Raw genomic sequence first — 16,898 nt, forward strand, 5'->3', positions numbered from 1 at the left:
GCTCAAGCGAAACTTGAGCGGCGTTCGAGCGATCCGGCGCTGACCTGGCGTCACCCTCCGTGAGTCAGCCGAACGTGCCTATTCGTCCAGGTAACCGTCACCCGGACGGTCGACGCGGCCGCCGCCTTCCTCGGTCTCCTCGATGTGCATGGCCGTCTCCTCGGGCGAGGTGACGAACTCGCCGCCGCCCGCCTCGGTCGCGACCGCGTCCGGTTCCTCGTCGACGGGCTCGCCGCCGCCCTCGGGCGTGGTGAACTGCTGGTGCTCGGTCATGCCCTCGTGGTTTCCGGCGAACGGGACTAGCAAACGTCAGCGGTTCCGGACCTCTTCGTTCCACGCGTCGAGATCACCCTGTTGCGCCAGACTCCAGGCATGCGTCTCGTCCTGTCCCTGCTCCTCGTGCTGACCGCGTGCTCGGCGGCGCCCGCCGACCCCGTGGCGCTGATCGACGGCTGGCGGGAGGTGATGCGGAAGCAGAAGTCGGTGCGGCTCGACGTCAGGACCGAGGTCGACGGCAAGCATCCGCGCACAGAGGCCTATGCCGGTGTGCTGCACTTCAGCTGGATGGGTGGCACACCGCAGTGGGACGTGACCGCGCACGTCGAGAACAGGTACGGCACCACCGACTACCGCTCGATGAGAGTGCACGACGACGAGTACCTCAGCCACAGCGATCTCACCCTGCCGCCCGGCAAGGAGTTCTCCAGCATGGAGCTCAACGACGCGTTGTGGGTGGGCACGCTCTCCGTGGAGCTGTCCCTGGCCCAGCGCGAGTACTCACCCAGCGGCGCGTTCAGCGAGATCGACCGCAAGACCGTCCGGCTCGTCGAGCACGACGGCGACCGGTACGTGTTCGCCGCGGGAGGGGTGCCGCACTCGGGCGGCTTCACGGACGGCGACGTGCGGCTCGTCGTCGAGGTGGACGACGAGAACAGGCCGGTCCGGGTCGAGCGCAGCGCGCCGACCGTCGACGAGCAGACCGAGCGGTTCACCGCCGTGTACAGCCAGTGGGGAACCGCGCCGGACGTGCTGCGGCCGCCGCAGGAGGTCGTGGCGAAACCGAAGGACGTTGCCGCCCAACGGCGTTAGAGTCGGCGGCATGATCGCCCACGACCTCCAGCGCTACCTCCAGGACTCGCGCGACTCGGTGCTGTCCTCTTTGGACGGACTCGGCGAGTACGACGTCCGGCGCCCGCTCGTGCCCAGCGGCACCAACCTGCTCGGCCTCGTGAAGCACCTGGTCGGCATCGAGTTCGGCTACCTCGGCGACAGCGCCGGCCGTCCGGCGCCGGTCACCCTGCCGTGGAACGAGGACGGATCGGTCTGGGAGAACGGCGACATGTGGGCCAAGCCTTCCGAGTCCCGCGAGTACCTCGTCGACCTGTACCGCCAGGCCTGGAAGCACACCGACGAGTCGATCGCGAGCCTGCCGCTGGACGCGCCGGCCTCGGTGGCCTGGTGGCCGGAGCACGAGCGGCAGACCACGTTCGGGCACCTGCTCGTCCGCGTCACGGCGGAGACCGCGCAGCACGCCGGGCACTGCGACGTCGTGCGCGAGCTGATCGACGGCCGGTCCGGCGCCGACAACCCCGACGGCTACTACGACCTGGTCCTGAGCATGGCGAGCGCACCGACCACCGGGCCGGGCACGAGCAGCAGGAACGCGTAGCGCCAGGTCACGACGTCGGCGAGCAGCGGGACGAGCTGGATGCTCACCACCGTCAGCCCGAACCCGACGGCGGTCAGCGCGGTGAGCGCCGTCCCGACGTAGCGCGGGTCGGCGACCTCGCTCAGCGACGCCGAGAACACCCCGGAGTCGGCGATCACCGAGGCGCCCCACACCGCGCAGAACGCGATGAGCAGCGACGTCCCCCACGCGAGCGGCGAGAGCAGGCAGCAGAGCCCGCTCACCGTCAACGCCCCCACGGCGGCGGGCGCGCGCCCGAACCTGTCCGCCGCCCAGCCGCCCACCAGGCAGCCGGCGAACCCCGCCACCCCCATCGTCAGGAACACCGTGACACCAACGGGTTCGCCCGAGCTCAGCAGGAACGTCGGCAGCCACGTCCACAGCGCGTACAGCTCCCACATGTGCCCGAAGTAGCCGAGGTTCACGAGCCGCGGCCCGCGCTCCCGGAACATCTGCACGGCGTACCGGGGGTTGAGCTGCGCGGTCGTGGCGGTCAGGAACGGCCCCGGCCGCACGACCAGCAGCGCCACCAGGGCGCCCAGCAGGGCGAGGGCGGCGGCCGCGAAGAGCACCTCGCGCCACGGCAGCCGCCCGAACACGTGGGGGAGCGCCGAGCCCAGCGTCAGCGCCCCGATCAGCACGCCCAGCGCCCGTCCGCGGTTGCGGGGCTCCGACCAGGACGCCATCAGCTTCATGCCCACCGGGTAGACACCGGCGAGCGCCACCCCGGTCAGGAACCGCAGCGGGATCGCGGCCCCCAGCCCGTCCACGGACAACCCGAGCACCAGCGTGAACACCGCGCCCAGGGCGGCGGAGCAGGCGAGCAGCACGTGCGGGCGGACGCGGTCGGCGAGGTTCAGCACCGTGGCCCCCACCGCGCCGGTCACGAAGCCGAGCTGCACCGACGCGGTCAGCCACACCGCCGCACCCGCGCTGATGCCCCACTCGGCGCGCAGGGAGGGAACGACGGCGGACATCGAGAACCACACGGCCAGGCCGAGGACCTGGACGAGCGCGATGGCCGCTCGCTGGATCAACACCTCGCGCATTCTCCACGCTCTGGCCGTCGCCGCAGGACGGCCGGCCTTGTCGAAAGTAAAGGGCACCCGGTTCCGAAGGGCAGGGGCGCCGGTGCCGGTGCCTTCGTAGGTTCGGCTGGGTGACTTGGCTGACTGTGGGCACCGACGCGGTGCTCGGTGTGTTCGCGTTGATGTTCTTGTTGTTGTGGTTCCAGCACAGGCTGCGGGCTTTCCTCGCCGGTGCCGGTGTGGTGGTGGCGTACGCGATCAGCGAGGTCGTCAAGCTGGTCGTGCGGGAGGAACGGCCCTGCCGCACGGCGCCGTCGATCGCGGAGTGCCCGGAGCCGGGCGACTGGTCGTTCCCCAGCAACCACTCGGTGATCGCCGGGGCGTCCGCGATGGCGATCTGGGCGCTGCACCGGACCTGGGGCTGGGTGGCGGCCGTGTGCGCGGTCGCGGCGGCGTCGTCGCGGGTGGTCGTGGGTGTCCACTATGTACACGACGTCCTGGCCGGGCTGGCGCTCGGAGCGTTGGTGTCGTGGGGGATCGCGGTGCTGCTGGACAGGAGGCGGCAGCGAGCTGAGGTGGCGGACGCTCCGACCGTGGTGCTGCAGCGACTGCGATGATGGTCGCCGTGTGGGAGGTTCTGCTCTACCTGGTCCTGTTCGGCGCGGCTTTCGCCGTCGTGCGCGACCGGCCCGCCGTCGCGCTGGGAACCGCACTGGGGACCTGGCTCGTCTGCTACCTCGTCACCGTCGACTTCGACGTCAGGGTGATGGCGCTCGCTCCCGCACTGGCACTGGTCAGCTTCCTCGCCGGACGCAACGCGGAGGATCCGCGGCCCACCGCCATCGCGCTGACGATCGCCGAGGTCGCCGGTGTCGTCGTGGCTCTCACCGAGCGCGGTGGCTCCGACACCGCGCTCGCGGTCACCTCCGGCGTCGGCGTGCTCGGTGTCGTGCCCTGGGCCTTCGGCCGGTTCCGGCGCCGGTACGCGGAGCTGCGCGAGGTCGGCTGGGAGCACGCCTCGTTGCTGGAGCGGAGCGTCGAGAACGCCCGCAACGCCGAACGCGCCCGGCTCGCGGGCGAGATGCACGACCTCGTCGGTCATGAGCTGGCGCGGGCCGCGTTGCTGACCGGCGCGCTGGAGCTGGAACCGTCGCTCACCGCCGAACAGCGCGAGGCGGCCAAAACCGCCCGTGCCAGCGTCACGGCCGCGGCGGAACGGCTCGCCGACGTCATGCAGGTGCTGCGCGCCGACGAGGACGAACCCGTCGCGACGATCGAGGAGGTCGTTGCCAGGAGCGGACTCGACGTCGAGCTCGTCAACGGCCGCAGGACCGCGATCGACGGCATCATCGCGCGGACCGTCCACCGGGTGACGGCCGAGGCGCTGACGAACGTGATCAAGCACGCTCCCGGCGCGAAGGTCACCGTGAGCCTGTCCGCGAACCTCGAACTGCGCATCACCAACGGCCCGGTGCCGAGGACCCAGGCGGTCGGCAGCGGCAAGGGGCTGGTGGGCCTCGCCGAACGCGTCGCGCTCGTCGGCGGCTGGTTCGAGGCCGCGCCCTCCGACGACGGAGGGTTCGAGGTCAGGGCGAAGCTCCCGGAACGCCCACGCGCCCGCACGACGCCCACGCACGTGCGCCGCGAACGCACGGAGGAGGAGCTTCGCAAGAGCGCCAGACGCACGGTCCTGATCACCACGGTCGTGTGCGCGGGGATCGCCATCGGAGTGCCCGGCTACATGGTGTTCGACGCCGTGACGTCCGTTCTCACACCGCAGCAGTTCGAACGGGCACAACCCGGGCAACACGAGGACGCCCTCGACCTGCCGCTGCGCACCCGCGTCGACAACCCGCTCGGCGTCACCGCCCCGCCGGGCACCGAGTGCCGCTACTACAGCACGCACCCCAACCCGTTCGACGGCGACCGCCACGACCTGCACCAGCTGTGCTTCCGGGATGATCGGCTCGTGTCCAAGCAGTGGCTCGCCAGGAGGAGCGGTTGATCAGGGTCGTGCTGGCGGACGACGAACCGGTGGTCAGGTTCGGCGTGAAGGCCGTCCTCGCCACCGCCGGGGACGTAGAGGTGGTCGCCGAGGCGGAGAACGGGAGCGCGGCGATCGACCTCGTGGCCCGGCACCGGCCCGACGTGGCCGTGCTCGACATCCGCATGCCCGTGTTCGACGGCCTCGACGCGGCCAAGGTGATCCGCGAGTGCCATCCCGGCACCAGGACGCTGGTGCTGACCACGTTCGCCGACGACGCGTACATCAGCCGGGCGCTGGGGGAGGGCGCGGCCGGGTTCGTGCTGAAGACCGGCGACCCGCAGGAGATCATCTCCGGGGTCCGCGCCGTCGCGAACGGCGGCGCGTTCCTGTCACCCATGGTGGCGAAGCGGGTCGTGGACCAGCTCTCCCGCGCACACCCGCGACCGCTTGCGACGCAACGGATCGAGGTCCTGACGGCACGCGAGCGCGAGGTGCTCGGCCTGGTCGGCGCCGGCCTGTCCAACGCCGAGATCGCCGCCCGCATCCACGTCGTCGAGGGCACCGTGAAGGTCTACGTCAGCACGATCTTCCGGCAGCTCGGGGTCCGCAACCGCGTGCAGGCCGCGATCATCGCCCACGAGTCGGGGATCATCCCCGCGGGTTAGGTGCGGGCGCCGATGCCCGAGATCGCCCGGACTTCCATCTCCGCCGCCTTCGCGGCCATCTCCGGTTCGCGCGGGGAGAAGATCGTGGCGAGGAACCCGCACAGGAACGAGAACGGGATCGACACCAGGCCGGGGTTGCCGAGCGGGAACCACGCGAAGTCCAGGTCCGGGAAGATCGACGTCTTCGCGCCCGACATCACCGGCGAGAACAGGATCAGCACCAGGCACGATCCGAGCCCGCCGTAGATGCTCCACAGCGTGCCGGTGGTGTTGAAGCGCCGCCAGAAGATCGTGTAGAGGATCGTCGACAGGTTCGCCGAGGCGGCCAGGGCCAGCGCCAGCGACACGAGGAACGCGACGTTCTGCCCGTTCGCCGCGATGCCTCCGATGATCGACAGGATGCCGACCACCACGGCCGTCAGCCGCGCGACCCGGATCTCCCTGCGGGGTTCGGCGTTGCCGCGCTTGATCACGTTCGCGTAGACGTCGTGCGCGAACGAGGCGGAGGCCGCGAGCGTCAGGCCGGCGACGACCGCGAGGATCGTGGCGAAGGCGACGGCGGACACGACGCCGAGCAGCACCGCGCCGCCGATCTCGAACGCGAGCAGCGGCGCGGCGGAGTTCTCGCCGCCCGGTGCCGCGGCGATCTTGTCGGTGCCGACCAGGGCCATCGCGCCGAAGCCGATCACCAGCGTGCACAGGTAGAAGATGACCATCGTCCAGGTCGCCCACACGACCGAACGACGCGCCTCGGAGGCGTTCGGCACGGTGTAGAAGCGCATCAGCACGTGCGGCAGCGACGCGATGCCGAGCACCAGCGACAGCGCCAGCGAGACGAAGTCCAGTTTGGACATCGCGCTGAAGCCGTACTTCGCGCCCGGATCCAGCACCGCCTCGCCGAGCTTGTTGTTCTCGGTGGCCTGCTGCATGATCGCCGACAGGCTGAACCCGAACTTGCCCAGCAGGAAGACGCTCATCAGCGTCACGCAGAGCAGCAGCAGGACGGCCTTGATGATCTGCACCCAGGTCGTGCCCTTCATGCCGCCGACCAGCACGTAGAGCACCATGACCATGCCGACCAGCGCGATCAGGATCGCCTGGCCCCACTTCGAGGTCACGTTGAGCAGCAACGCGATCAGCCCGCCGGCGCCCGCCATCTGCGCGATCATGTAGAAGAACGAGATCACCAGCGTCGCGTTCGCCGCCGCCGCGCGGACCGGGCGCTGCTTCATCCGGAACGCCAGCACGTCGCCGACGGTGAAGCGGCCGGTGTTGCGCAGGCCCTCCGCGATCAGCAGCAGGCCGACCAGCCACGCGACGACCCAGCCGACGGAGTAGAGGAACCCGTCGTAGCCGTGCGCCGCGATGCCGCCGGAGATGCCGAGGAACGACGCGGCGGACAGGAAGTCGCCGGACAGCGCCACGCCGTTCTGCGCGCCGGTGAACGAGCTGCCGGCGGCGTAGTAGTCCGACGCCGTCACGTTGCGGCTGCTCACGCGGTAGACGATGTAGAGGGTGATCAGGACGAACACCGCGAAGACGCTGAGGTTCAGCACCGGGTTGCCGGTGGTGGGCATGACTTACTCCTCGACGCCCGTCTTCTCGGCGAGCAATTTCCGCTGCGGGTCCAGCCGTCGCTTTGCGTAGCGGGCATAACCGAGCGTGATGATGATCGAAGTCACAAACTGTCCGAGGCCCAGCAGGATCCCGAGGTTGATCACGCCGATCACCTTGGTGCTGACGAAGTCTTTCGCGTACGCGGACAGCAGTACGAAGGTCAGGTAGGACGCGAGGAAAAGAGCGGTCATCGGGAAGATGAACGTCGTGAGCCGGCGACGGAGAGTGCGGAATTCTTCGGTCTGCCGAATCAGCTCGAACTTCGGGGTGCCGTCGGAATCGACGTACGACAAAGTGTCCGGGTCGTCGAACGACGCGAAACCCCGGCTTTCCCGGTACTCGTGCTGCGCTTCGCCAGGCGACCGCATCGCCTTGGTCATGTACCCCTGCCCCTCGTGTGCGGCGCCCACTGTAGCGCTCTCACGTGTGCAGTCAACGTGACGGAGGCCCCGGAAACGGACGAAACCGGACCAATGCCGAACGCCGACCGGACCGAAACCGGACTGAAAGCCGGACTCCCATTCGTCTCAAATGGTTCGCACCAACGTCTGTATCACGTGGACGGTCCGGAGTTGCACCAGGTGCAACACCTGAAGCCTTGGTCAAGACCGTTGTCGCACGTGTGCACCTGGCCTAGGATCGGCCGGTCCGCGTTATTGGTGACGGTTGGGGATAAAGTGGGGTTCTTAGCGCGCGAACGCCAAGTCGCGCCTCCCGGATGGAACCGCTGGCTCGTTCCGCCCGCAGCTCTGGCGATTCATCTCTCCATTGGCCAGGCCTACGCCTGGAGCGTCTTCAAGACGCCGCTGGAGAAATCTCTCGGCATCACCGGAACGCAGTCCGCTCTGCCGTTCCAGCTCGGCATCGTGATGCTCGGGCTCTCCGCCGCCGTGCTCGGGACGACGGTCGAGCGCAGGGGCCCGCGCTGGGCCATGCTGATGTCCCTGATCGCCTTCTGCTCCGGCCTGCTGATCTCGGCGGTCGGCGTGTGGGCCGGTCAATACTGGGTCGTCGTCCTCGGCTACGGCCTCGTCGGCGGCATCGGCCTCGGCATCGGCTACATCTCGCCGGTCTCGACGCTGATCAAGTGGTTCCCCGACCGGCCGGGCATGGCGACCGGCATCGCGATCATGGGCTTCGGCGGCGGCGCGCTCATCGCGTCACCGTGGTCGACCTCGATGCTGACGGCGTTCGGCGCCACCACGTCGGGCATCGGCAAGGCCTTCCTCGTGCACGGCATCGCCTACGCGGTCTTCATGAGCGTCGGCGTCCTGCTGATCCGCCTGCCCTCCAAGGAGTTCACGGCGGAGAAGGAGGCGTTGCTCAAGGACAGGCCCAAGGCCAACGTCGGCTTCAACGTCTCCGCGAACAACGCGATCAAGACGCCGCAGTTCTGGCTGCTGTGGGTCGTGCTGTGCTTCAACGTCACCGCGGGCATCGGCATCCTGGAGAAGGCCGCGCCGATGCTGGTCGACTTCTTCAAGGAGTCCTCGACGCCCGTCGCCGCCACCGCGGCCACCGGTTTCGTGGCACTGCTGTCCGCCGCGAACATGGCGGGACGGTTCATCTGGTCGTCCACTTCGGACATCGTGGGCCGCAAGAACATCTACCGCCTCTACCTCGGTGTCGGCGCGCTGCTCTACCTGGTGCTGCTGACCGTCGGCTCGACCAGCACCCCGCTGTTCGTGATCGCGGCGATGGTGATCCTGTCGTTCTACGGCGCGGGCTTCGCGACCGTCCCGGCGTACCTGCGCGACCTGTTCGGCACCTACCAGGTCGGCGCGATCCACGGCCGCCTGCTCACCGCGTGGTCGGTGGCCGGCGTCCTCGGGCCGCTGATCGTCAACGCCATCGCGGACGCGGGCAAGAAGGCCGGGCACGTCGGCCCGGACTTGTACGCGACGTCGTTCTACATCATGATCTCGCTGCTGGTCGTCGGTTTCGTCGCGAACGAGTTGATCCGCCCGGTCAACCCGAAGTTCCACGAACCCGCGGCCGGGGAGACCGGCAAGCCCTCGTCCCAGGACGACGAGGCCGCGGTCGCCAAGTGGAACGAGGCCGAGGCCGCCGAAGCCGCCGAGTCGGCGGACAAGGACGAAGCGGAAGGCGTGGTGAAGAAGTGAGCTCACCCCGAGAGAACCGATCGAGCACGGTGCTGCTGGTCGGTGCCTGGCTGTGGGTGGGCCTGCCGCTCGCCTACGGCCTGTACCGGCTCTTCCTGAACGCGGCCAAGCTCTTCGTCTGATGTTCAACGCGCTCGTGAACTGGCGCAACTGGCGCCTGCCGGTCAAGCTCGCCGCGGTGTTGATCGTTCCGGTCGCCATCGCGGTGGGCTCCGGCGTGTTGCAGATCAACTCGCAGATCGACCGCGCCGAGACCTACGCGGCGCTCCAGCGACTGGTGAAGGTCCGCGCCGCCCTGATCCCCGTGATCGAGGGCGTGCAGGCGGAACGGCACATCGTCGCTGAGGGCGCCGGCCCGGAGATCCTCTCCGAGCAGAGCAAGCGCACCGACGACGCCCGCGCGGTACTGCGCGACCAGATCGGCAAGACCTCGCTCAGCGAGGTCGTGACCGCCCGCCTCAGCGACGTCCAGAACCGCATCGGCGACCTGACGGTGTTGCGCGACCGCAGCAGCAACGACATCCCCGCGGTGATCAAGATCTACACCGAGCTCACCGACTCGCTGCTCGACGTCGACGAGGTGATGGCCAGCGAGTTCGGCGACGCCGCCCTGCTGCGCACCGCGATGGGTCTGCACCACGTGGTGCACGTCCGCGACCAGGTGCTCTACCAGCAGGCCGTCGTGCTGTCCGGGCTCACCCGCGGCCAGCTCACCAACGCCGAGGTCCGCGCGCTGGTCGAGTCGAACGTCAAGCTCGGCTACATCGCGGACGAGTTCGCGGCCCTCGCGACGCCCGACCAGATGAAGGTCTACGGCAAGAACTTCAGCGGCCCGGACATCGAGGCTCAGCGCACGATGCTGGCCACGGCGGTGCTGCACCCGACCTCGGACGCGCCCAGCACCGGCACCAACGCGAACAGGCCCAAACCGCCGTTGCCGATCGCGGCCGCGGACTGGAGCAGGGCGACGGGCGCCGTCGTGGCGTCGATGGGCAGCGTGGTGACGGGGTTGCAGGACGACCTGCGCGCCACCGCCGACCGCCTGCGCGACGAGTCCAGCGACGCCGCCGGCGCGGCGTCCGCGATCCTGTTCGCCAGCCTGATCCTGGCCGCCACCATCGGTTTCGTCGTCGGCCGCTACCTGCTGCGCTCGCTCAACGCACTGCGCCGCTCCGCGCTCGACGTGGCCTGGGACAAGCTCCCCGAGATGGTCGCGACCGGACGCGGCAGCACCGAGATCGAGGCCGTGCCGGTGCACACGACCGAGGAGTTCGGCCAGGTGGCGCGCGCGTTCGACGCGGTGCACCAGCAGGCCGTGAAGTCGGTCATCGAGCAGGCCAGCATGCGCGCCAACATGCGCAACATCTTCGTGAACCTCTCGCGGCGCAGCCAAAGCCTCGTCGAACGCCAGCTCAAGCTGATGGAGGAGCTGGAGAAGTACGAGGAGGACCCGGACCAGCTCGCGAACCTCTTCAAGCTCGACCACCTCGCCACCCGCATGCGCCGCAACAACGAGAACCTGATGGTGCTCTCCGGTGGCGACGTGGCGCGGCGGTTCCACAAGCCGATCCCGCTCACCGACGTGCTGCGCGCCGCGGCCGCGGAGATCGAGCAGTACCAGCGGGTGATGGTGCACACCGCACCCAACGCCGAGGTCGTCGGTTACGTGGCGAGCGACCTGGTCCGCCTGCTCGCCGAGCTCCTCGACAACGCCACGGCGTTCTCGCCGCCGCACACCCAGGTCTCGATCAGCGCGTCGATCGAGGCGGGCGGCATCGTGCAGATCGACGTGGCCGACCACGGCATCGGCATCGACCCCGAGGCGCTCGAGGGGGTGAACCGGCGGCTGGAGGCCGCGGGCGAGGGCGTGGACGTGCAGGTCTTCCGCGAAATGGGACTTTTCGTCGTCGGAAGGCTCGCCGCACGCCACCAGATCGTGGTACGTCTGGATGCGAAGCAAGGTTCCGGGACTCGCGCGATCGTGTTGGTTCCGGCCGAACTGGCACCACGACGGCAAGAGTCCTGGGAGTCTTTCCGAGGGGAGACGATCGAACGGCAGCGAGCGTCGTGGTTCCAGCAGACGACGCAGGCCGCCGCACCGCCGCCTCCCCCCGCGCCCGCACGCCAGACGCCGGAATCGGCCCGGGGCTTCCTCGACGCCTTCCAGCGGGGTGTGCAACGCGGCCTTCCCGAGAACCAGGAGAGTCGATGAGCACGCAGGTGGACCAGTTCGGCTGGCTGGTCACCAACTTCGCCGAACGCACCCCCGGCATCGAGCACGCCGTGGTGATCTCCGCGGACGGCCTGGTGTTGATCTCGTCCTCGAAGCTGCCGGCGCACGTCGCACCGCAGTTCGCGGCGATCGTGGCCGGCGTGGTCTCCCTCGCCGAGTCCGCGTCGAAGTGCTTCGCCGGCGAGGCGGTGGTCCGCACGGTCGTGCAGATGGACAGAGGCGTGATGCTGCTGTCCTCGATCAGCGACGGCTCCGTCCTCGCGGTGCTGGCGACGTCCGCGGCCGACGTCGCGCAGATCGCCTACGAGATGACCGTCGTCGTGCGGCAGGTGGGCCAGCTGCTCACGCCCGAACTGCGGGCCGAGCTCGCATGAGAGAGCCCGACGAACAGGTCAACTTCGGCGATCTGATCAGCGGTTTCAGCTTCGACAGCGAGCGGATCCGCAAGCGGAACAAGAAGAAGAAGCCCGAGCGCGCCGCCGAACCCGTCCGCGAGCCGGACCCGTACGCGACGCTGGCGTTCGAGCCGGTGCCACCGCTGCCGTCGGTCGAGACGGGCATCGACTCGTCGTCGTCGATCGTGCGCGCCTACGCGTGGACCGGCGGTCGCACCACGTCCGACGTGCACCTGGAGATCGAGACCCTGGTCTCGGTCAACGAGTTCTCGTCCACCGCCGTGCGCCCGGAACACCAGGACGTGCTGGCCCTGTGCATGCAGCCGCGTTCGGTGGCGGAGATCGCCTCCCTGCGCGGGCTGCCGCTGGGCGTCACGAAGGTGCTGCTCGGCGACATGGCCGGGCACGGCCTGATCGACGTGCACCGCACAGCGTCGTCCTACGGCGGCGACAGGCCGGACGGGATGCTGCTCGAACGCGTGCTGGCAGGGCTCCGCCGGCTCTGAGTGGGCGAGTCCGGCCGCTGATACGGTCGAGGCTCGACTGTCTGGGGGTCGCGATGGAGTTCCAGGAAGTGGTCCGCCGCCGGCGGATGGTGCGCAAGTTCACCGACGAGCCGGTCAGCGACGAGAGCATCCAGCGGATCATGCGCAACGCCGTGCGCGGTCCGTCGGCCGGGTTCTCGCAGGGCCAGGGCTTTCTCGTGTTGCAGGGCGAGCCGCTGCGGCGGCTCACCGAGATGTTCGAGTGGTGGGGCGGGGAAGACGCGAAGACGGCGCCGGTCGTCGTGATCCCGTTCTCGGCCAAGGACGTCTACCTGGACCGGTACGCGCAGGAGGACAAGGGCTGGACCGACCGCAGCGAGGACCACTGGCCGGTGCCCTACTGGGACATCGACACCGGCATGGCCGCGCTGCTGATCCTGCAGACCGCCGTGGACGAGGGCCTCGGCGCGGTGTTCTTCGGGATGGACGAGGACAAGTGGCCTGAGCTGCGCGCGGCGTTCGGCGTGCCGGACATGTACGTGCCGATCGGCATGATCGCGATCGGGCACTCCGCCGACGAGGCCATCTCCGAGGGCGCTTCGCCGCGCACGCGCAAGCGCCGCCCGTTCGACGAGGTCGTGCACTGGGGTCAGTGGCGGTGAGGTCGTTCGGCCTGCTCGGGCCGCTGGAGGTGGTGCTCGACGGGCGCCAGGTCCACATCCCGCCCGGCAAGCGGCGCGTGGTGCTGGCCGCCCTGCTGCTGCGGCCGGGGCAGGTGGTCGGTGTCGACGAACTCGTCGAGCTGGCCGGCGGCTCGCGCAACGCCCTGCAGACCGCGGTCGGCCGCCTGCGCGAAGTGCTGCCGGGTCTCGTGCGCACCAAGCCCGGCGGCTACCTGCTGGACGTGCCGCCCGACGAGGTCGACCTCCACCGGTTCGACCGCCTGGAACCCCGGGAGGCGCTCGCGCTCTGGCGCGGCCGCCCGTTCGCGGACATCGGCAGCGACGCGCTCGAGCGCGACCACGTGCCCGCGCTGACCGAGAAGTACCTGGCGACGCTGGAAGCCCGGATCGACGCCGACCTCGCCCGCGGCGGGCACGAGCGACTGGTGCCCGAACTGCGGTCGCTCACCCGTCAGCACCCGACCAGGGAACGGATGTGGGCGCAGCTGATCGTGGCGCTGCACCGCTGCGACAGGCAGACCGAGGCGTTGCGGGCCTACGACGACATCCGCGGCAGGCTCGCCGGGGAACTGGGCCTCGACCCCGGCAAGGACCTGCAGAAGGCGCACCAGCAGGTGCTCACGGCGGACAACCGGCCGCGCGTGCGCAACGACCTGCCCGGCGACATCGCCGACTTCGCGGGCCGTGCCTCCGACCTGGACGAGATCCTCGCCGCCGTGCCGTCCGGGTGCGTCGCGATCACCGCGATCGACGGCATGGCGGGCATCGGCAAGACCACCATCGCCGTCCGCGCCGCACACCGCCTGGCTTCCCGCTTTCCGGACGCACAACTGTTCGTCGACCTGCACTCCTACACCGCGGGCGTCGCGCCGCGCACGCCGTCGGACGCGCTGCTGGAGCTGCTGACGGCGCTCGGCGTGCCCGCGCAGGACATCCCGGACGGCCTGGACGCCCGCGCCGCCCGGTGGCGAGCGGAGTTGGCGCACCGCAAGGCACTCGTGGTGCTCGACAACGCGGGCAGCGCCGCCCAGGTCCGCCCGCTGCTGCCGGGCTCGGGCCTCGTGCTGGTCACCAGCAGGCGCCGCCTGGTCGACCTGGACGCCGCCCACACCATCTCCCTCGACGTGCTGTCCGAAGAGGACTCGCTGAACCTGCTGGCGAGCATCGCCGGACGCGCGAAGGTCGGCCAGGACACCGGTTCCGCGCGCGAGATCGTCCGCCTCTGCGGCTACCTGCCGCTGGCCGTCCGCATCGTCGGTGCCCGCTGGCGCACCCGCCCGGCGTGGTCCGCGAAGGACCTCGTCCGCCGCCTCACCGAGCAGCGCCTGACGGAGCTGACCGCGGGTGAGCGCAGCGTCGCGGGCGCGTTCGCCCTGTCCTACCAGCAACTCACGCCGGACCAGCAGCGCCTGTTCCGGCGGCTGGGCCTGCACACCGGCGAGGACTTCGACGCGTACCTGGCCGCGGCGGTCATCGGCACCACCCGCGCAGAGGCCGAACGGCTGCTCGACGAGCTCCTGGACGCACACCTGGTGCAGCAGAAGGAGAACGGCCGCTACCGCCTCCACGACCTGCTGGCCGACCACGCCAAGGCGTCGGTCGAGCCGGGGGAGAGGAACGAGGCGATCGCGCGAATCCTCGACCACTACCTGCGCGGAGCGGAGGACTCCGCGCGGAGGATCGCCCCCGGCCGCCCGGAGCTCGACTCCGCCGTCACCCACGAGCTGGTCGATCCGCCGCGGTTCCCCACCCCGTTCGAGGCACTGGCGTGGCAGGAGGCCGAGCGGCTGAACCTCAGGGCCGCCGTCTACCTGGCGGCGTACGAGGGGTTCTACCACCACGCGTGGCAGCTGCCGCACCAGTTCGCCCACTTCCTGTTGTTGCGCGGGTCCGGCAGGGAGCGGGTCGAGGTGCTGAACGTCGCCCTCGGTGCCGCACGCCACCTCGGCGACCTGAAGGCACGCGCGGAAGCGTTGCGGGGCCTGGGTTCGGCGTACATGGAGGACGGCGACCCGAAGGCGGAGAGGGACCTGCGCGAGGCGCTCGACCTGATGCGGCAGATCGGCGACCTGCGCGGTGAGGCGTCCGTGATGGGGCTGCTCGGCATGATCGCGCGCGAACGGCACGAGTACGACAGGTCGCTGGACCACTTCGAACGCGGTGTCGTGCTGATGCGGCAGGCGGGCGCGCCGACCGGGGTGGCGGCCGCGCTGCACAACATCGGCATCAACCACGCCCAGCTCGGCCGGACCGAGGAAGCCCTGGCGTACATGGGCGAGGCTGTCGCGTTGATGGAGGAGCACGGCGACGTCCGGGCCGCGGCCATGACGCTGCACAACATCGCTCACGTGCACTTCGACGCGTTCGCCGACGAGGAGTGCCTGGCCTACGCGGAACGCTCGCTGATCGCCTACCGCGAGTCGGCCGACCGGCGCGGTGAAGCGCTCGCCCTGGCCGACTACGCCTACTGGCGCTACGAGATGGGCCACCACACCGTCGCGCGCGAACTGGCGCGTGAGGCGGCACGACTGTGCCGGACGTACACCAACCTCTCCGACGACCACGCGGTGCTGGCGTCCATGGAGGACGTTCGCGACCACATCGGACAGGCCGCGCTGCTCGTGGCCCTGTCACTCGACGCCCAGCTGGGCGGAAGGCCGGTCGAGGCGCTCGGCCACCTGCGCCGGTGCCTGGTGATCGTGCGGGAACGCAGCTGGTGGAGCGTGGACCGCGTGCTCGGGCAGCTCTCCGCCGTGCACCTGGCGCTGGGCGACCGGGACACCGCCGTGCGGTACGCGCGGGAGGCGGTGGCCGCGGCCAGGAACACGCCCCAGCCGCGGGCCGTCGCGTTCGCGGAACAGACCCTCGCTAGAGCGAAAGCCCCAGTGCCACCAGCGTGATCACGGCTGCCGCCAGCACGGCGAAGGCCATCCACTGCGCCACTTTGTCCCCGGTCCTGCGCATCCCCTGCTCCCCTCGGTGGTGTCGCCACCGAGGGTCGTGAAGGCCGTCCCCACGTCGTCCCCACCGCGATCACACGGATTCAAGGGAATGCGAACGGCGTGTTTTGATCAACGCGGTGTGAGGTACTCGTGAGGTATTGCTCCAACGGAGTGCTTGGCTCGCCCGTAAGATTCCGTTAGGGTCGCATTCGCGGGCAATTGGCAGGGCGGCGCGCGTTATCAAAAATCGCCCGAAAATTGATCAGAAATTAGCCACTTGTTCGATTGAAACCATCACGCTGCTCCGTCCGGGTGGTGCCTTCCACGGCAGGACCAACAGCCGCTCACCCTGCGGGACGGTGGTGACGAGGACGTGTGCGTGCAGTGGTGCGGGGTCGGCCAAAAGGGGCTTGCGAGTCGTGAGAATCGGACCAGTCTTGTCTAATGGCATCGCCGGGATCCGTCCGGCGGGCAGTGGCCACGACACGGGGGTGGAACGCACCATGGGTGGTGTCCCTACGTTTCCCCACGGCAGACCACTGACGTGGGCGGACCTGGAGGCGATGCCTGATGACGGGCACCGTTTCGAACTCGTCGACGGGGTGCTCGTCATGAGCCCCTCACCCCGCCCCGTGCACCAGCGGGTGGTCGCCCGCCTGCTGGTGGCGCTGACCGCTGTCTGCCCACCGGAGCTCGAGGTCCTGCCGGCTCCGGTCGACGTCGTGCTCGCCGACGACACGGTCTTCATCCCCGACCTGGTGGTGGGCCGGCGCGAGCAGTTCTCGAAACAGGCGCTCATCGGGCCGCCGGTGCTGGCGGTCGAGGTTCTGTCGCCCCGCACGCGGCACGTGGACCTCGAACTCAAGCGGGCGAAGTTCCAGGAAGTCGGCTGCGAGAACTACTGGATGATCGACTACGACAGTCCGTGGCTGCGGTGCCTGCATCTCGAAAACGGCGTGTACGTCGAGCAGGCCCGTTCCGAGGGAGAAGAAATCATCGAGCTGCAATTCCCGTTCGCGGTGAAGCTCAGCGCCCAGTCGCTGGTGCGCTGAG

At 69.7% G+C, this 16,898-nt stretch carries 16 protein-coding genes and 1 pseudogene; 13 read left to right on the plus strand and 4 right to left on the minus strand.

Features of this window, described 5'->3' with window-relative positions:
- Positions 1 to 78 precede the first annotated feature (78 nt).
- Positions 79 to 273, minus strand: a complete 195-nt coding sequence (locus ORI60_RS21685) for a hypothetical protein (protein ID WP_266039604.1) — start codon at positions 271 to 273, stop codon at positions 79 to 81.
- A 99-nt stretch (positions 274 to 372) separates the two neighbouring features.
- Between ORI60_RS21685 and ORI60_RS21690 the strand changes: the two genes are divergently transcribed.
- The gene (locus ORI60_RS21690; RefSeq protein WP_266039605.1) at positions 373 to 1,089 is read left to right on the plus strand and encodes a hypothetical protein; all 717 of its coding nucleotides are present in this window, start codon (positions 373 to 375) and stop codon (positions 1,087 to 1,089) included.
- Between the two features lie 10 nt (positions 1,090 to 1,099).
- A complete protein-coding gene (locus tag ORI60_RS21695) occupies positions 1,100 to 1,669 on the plus strand; it encodes a DinB family protein (RefSeq protein WP_266039606.1) in 570 nt (189 codons plus the stop codon).
- Here ORI60_RS21695 and ORI60_RS21700 read toward each other — a convergent pair.
- Complete coding sequence (locus ORI60_RS21700; protein ID WP_266039607.1) at positions 1,600 to 2,727, minus strand: MFS transporter; 1,128 nt, start codon at positions 2,725 to 2,727, stop codon at positions 1,600 to 1,602. The two genes, ORI60_RS21695 and ORI60_RS21700, sit on opposite strands and share 70 nt — an antisense overlap.
- A 119-nt stretch (positions 2,728 to 2,846) precedes the next feature.
- Here ORI60_RS21700 and ORI60_RS21705 point away from each other — a divergent pair, with 119 nt between their 5' ends.
- The 3 genes from ORI60_RS21705 to ORI60_RS21715 are packed head-to-tail and all read left to right on the plus strand — an operon-like array spanning position 2,847 to position 5,367.
- Positions 2,847 to 3,332 (plus strand): phosphatase PAP2 family protein, encoded by a 486-nt coding sequence (locus ORI60_RS21705; protein WP_266039608.1) that lies wholly within the window; start codon positions 2,847 to 2,849, stop codon positions 3,330 to 3,332.
- Between the two features lie 8 nt (positions 3,333 to 3,340).
- Entirely contained in the window at positions 3,341 to 4,720 is a 1,380-nt protein-coding gene (locus ORI60_RS21710) for a sensor histidine kinase (RefSeq protein ID WP_266039609.1), read from the plus strand.
- Positions 4,717 to 5,367, plus strand: a complete 651-nt coding sequence (locus tag ORI60_RS21715; RefSeq protein ID WP_266039610.1) for a response regulator — start codon at positions 4,717 to 4,719, stop codon at positions 5,365 to 5,367. Before ORI60_RS21710 ends, ORI60_RS21715 begins: the two co-directional genes overlap by 4 nt.
- Here ORI60_RS21715 and ORI60_RS21720 read toward each other — a convergent pair.
- Positions 5,364 to 6,944, minus strand: a complete 1,581-nt coding sequence (locus ORI60_RS21720) for a cation acetate symporter (protein WP_266039611.1) — start codon at positions 6,942 to 6,944, stop codon at positions 5,364 to 5,366. The genes ORI60_RS21715 and ORI60_RS21720 overlap by 4 nt on opposite strands.
- A gap of 3 nt (positions 6,945 to 6,947) precedes the next feature.
- The gene (locus ORI60_RS21725) at positions 6,948 to 7,364 is read right to left on the minus strand and encodes a DUF485 domain-containing protein (RefSeq protein WP_266039613.1); all 417 of its coding nucleotides are present in this window, start codon (positions 7,362 to 7,364) and stop codon (positions 6,948 to 6,950) included.
- A gap of 297 nt (positions 7,365 to 7,661) precedes the next feature.
- On the opposite strand from ORI60_RS21725, the pseudogene ORI60_RS21730 reads away from it, so the two are divergent.
- The 8 genes and pseudogenes from ORI60_RS21730 to ORI60_RS21765 all read left to right on the plus strand — a co-directional run.
- Positions 7,662 to 9,005 (plus strand): annotated as a pseudogene (locus ORI60_RS21730) (OFA family MFS transporter); the annotation flags it as partial.
- A 98-nt stretch (positions 9,006 to 9,103) separates the two neighbouring features.
- The gene (locus ORI60_RS21735) at positions 9,104 to 9,229 is read left to right on the plus strand and encodes an MFS transporter small subunit (RefSeq protein ID WP_266039615.1); all 126 of its coding nucleotides are present in this window, start codon (positions 9,104 to 9,106) and stop codon (positions 9,227 to 9,229) included.
- Positions 9,229 to 11,319: a nitrate- and nitrite sensing domain-containing protein gene (locus tag ORI60_RS21740; RefSeq protein WP_266039616.1), complete on the plus strand. Its 2,091-nt coding sequence runs from the start codon at positions 9,229 to 9,231 to the stop codon at positions 11,317 to 11,319. The genes ORI60_RS21735 and ORI60_RS21740 overlap by 1 nt, the downstream gene beginning before the upstream one ends.
- Positions 11,316 to 11,714, plus strand: coding sequence for a roadblock/LC7 domain-containing protein (locus ORI60_RS21745; protein WP_266039617.1), 399 nt, complete (start codon positions 11,316 to 11,318; stop codon positions 11,712 to 11,714). The genes ORI60_RS21740 and ORI60_RS21745 overlap by 4 nt, the downstream gene beginning before the upstream one ends.
- A complete protein-coding gene (locus ORI60_RS21750; RefSeq protein WP_266039619.1) occupies positions 11,711 to 12,241 on the plus strand; it encodes a DUF742 domain-containing protein in 531 nt (176 codons plus the stop codon). Before ORI60_RS21745 ends, ORI60_RS21750 begins: the two co-directional genes overlap by 4 nt.
- A 53-nt stretch (positions 12,242 to 12,294) precedes the next feature.
- Positions 12,295 to 12,882, plus strand: a complete 588-nt coding sequence (locus ORI60_RS21755) for a nitroreductase family protein (RefSeq protein ID WP_266039620.1) — start codon at positions 12,295 to 12,297, stop codon at positions 12,880 to 12,882.
- The gene (locus ORI60_RS21760; protein WP_266039621.1) at positions 12,879 to 15,803 is read left to right on the plus strand and encodes an AfsR/SARP family transcriptional regulator; all 2,925 of its coding nucleotides are present in this window, start codon (positions 12,879 to 12,881) and stop codon (positions 15,801 to 15,803) included. The genes ORI60_RS21755 and ORI60_RS21760 overlap by 4 nt, the downstream gene beginning before the upstream one ends.
- A gap of 545 nt (positions 15,804 to 16,348) precedes the next feature.
- Positions 16,349 to 16,897, plus strand: coding sequence for a Uma2 family endonuclease (locus tag ORI60_RS21765; protein WP_266039622.1), 549 nt, complete (start codon positions 16,349 to 16,351; stop codon positions 16,895 to 16,897).
- Position 16,898: the final 1 nt, after the last annotated feature.

This window comes from Lentzea sp. NEAU-D7 (assembly GCF_026242055.1).
In the GTDB taxonomy this organism is placed as follows: Bacteria; Actinomycetota; Actinomycetes; order Mycobacteriales; family Pseudonocardiaceae; genus Lentzea.

What these genes read in the sequence shown, in the direction of transcription:
- ORI60_RS21685 (WP_266039604.1), bottom strand. Translation starts at nt 273, where the DNA reads ATGACCGAGCACCAGCAGTTCACCACGCCCGAGGGCGGCGGCGAGCCC.
- ORI60_RS21690 (WP_266039605.1), top strand. Translation starts at nt 373, where the DNA reads ATGCGTCTCGTCCTGTCCCTGCTCCTCGTGCTGACCGCGTGCTCGGCG.
- ORI60_RS21695 (WP_266039606.1), top strand. Translation starts at nt 1,100, where the DNA reads ATGATCGCCCACGACCTCCAGCGCTACCTCCAGGACTCGCGCGACTCG.
- ORI60_RS21720 (WP_266039611.1), bottom strand. Translation starts at nt 6,944, where the DNA reads ATGCCCACCACCGGCAACCCGGTGCTGAACCTCAGCGTCTTCGCGGTG.
- ORI60_RS21725 (WP_266039613.1), bottom strand. Translation starts at nt 7,364, where the DNA reads ATGACCAAGGCGATGCGGTCGCCTGGCGAAGCGCAGCACGAGTACCGG.
- ORI60_RS21740 (WP_266039616.1), top strand. Translation starts at nt 9,229, where the DNA reads ATGTTCAACGCGCTCGTGAACTGGCGCAACTGGCGCCTGCCGGTCAAG.
- ORI60_RS21745 (WP_266039617.1), top strand. Translation starts at nt 11,316, where the DNA reads ATGAGCACGCAGGTGGACCAGTTCGGCTGGCTGGTCACCAACTTCGCC.
- ORI60_RS21750 (WP_266039619.1), top strand. Translation starts at nt 11,711, where the DNA reads ATGAGAGAGCCCGACGAACAGGTCAACTTCGGCGATCTGATCAGCGGT.
- ORI60_RS21755 (WP_266039620.1), top strand. Translation starts at nt 12,295, where the DNA reads ATGGAGTTCCAGGAAGTGGTCCGCCGCCGGCGGATGGTGCGCAAGTTC.
- ORI60_RS21765 (WP_266039622.1), top strand. Translation starts at nt 16,349, where the DNA reads ATGGGTGGTGTCCCTACGTTTCCCCACGGCAGACCACTGACGTGGGCG.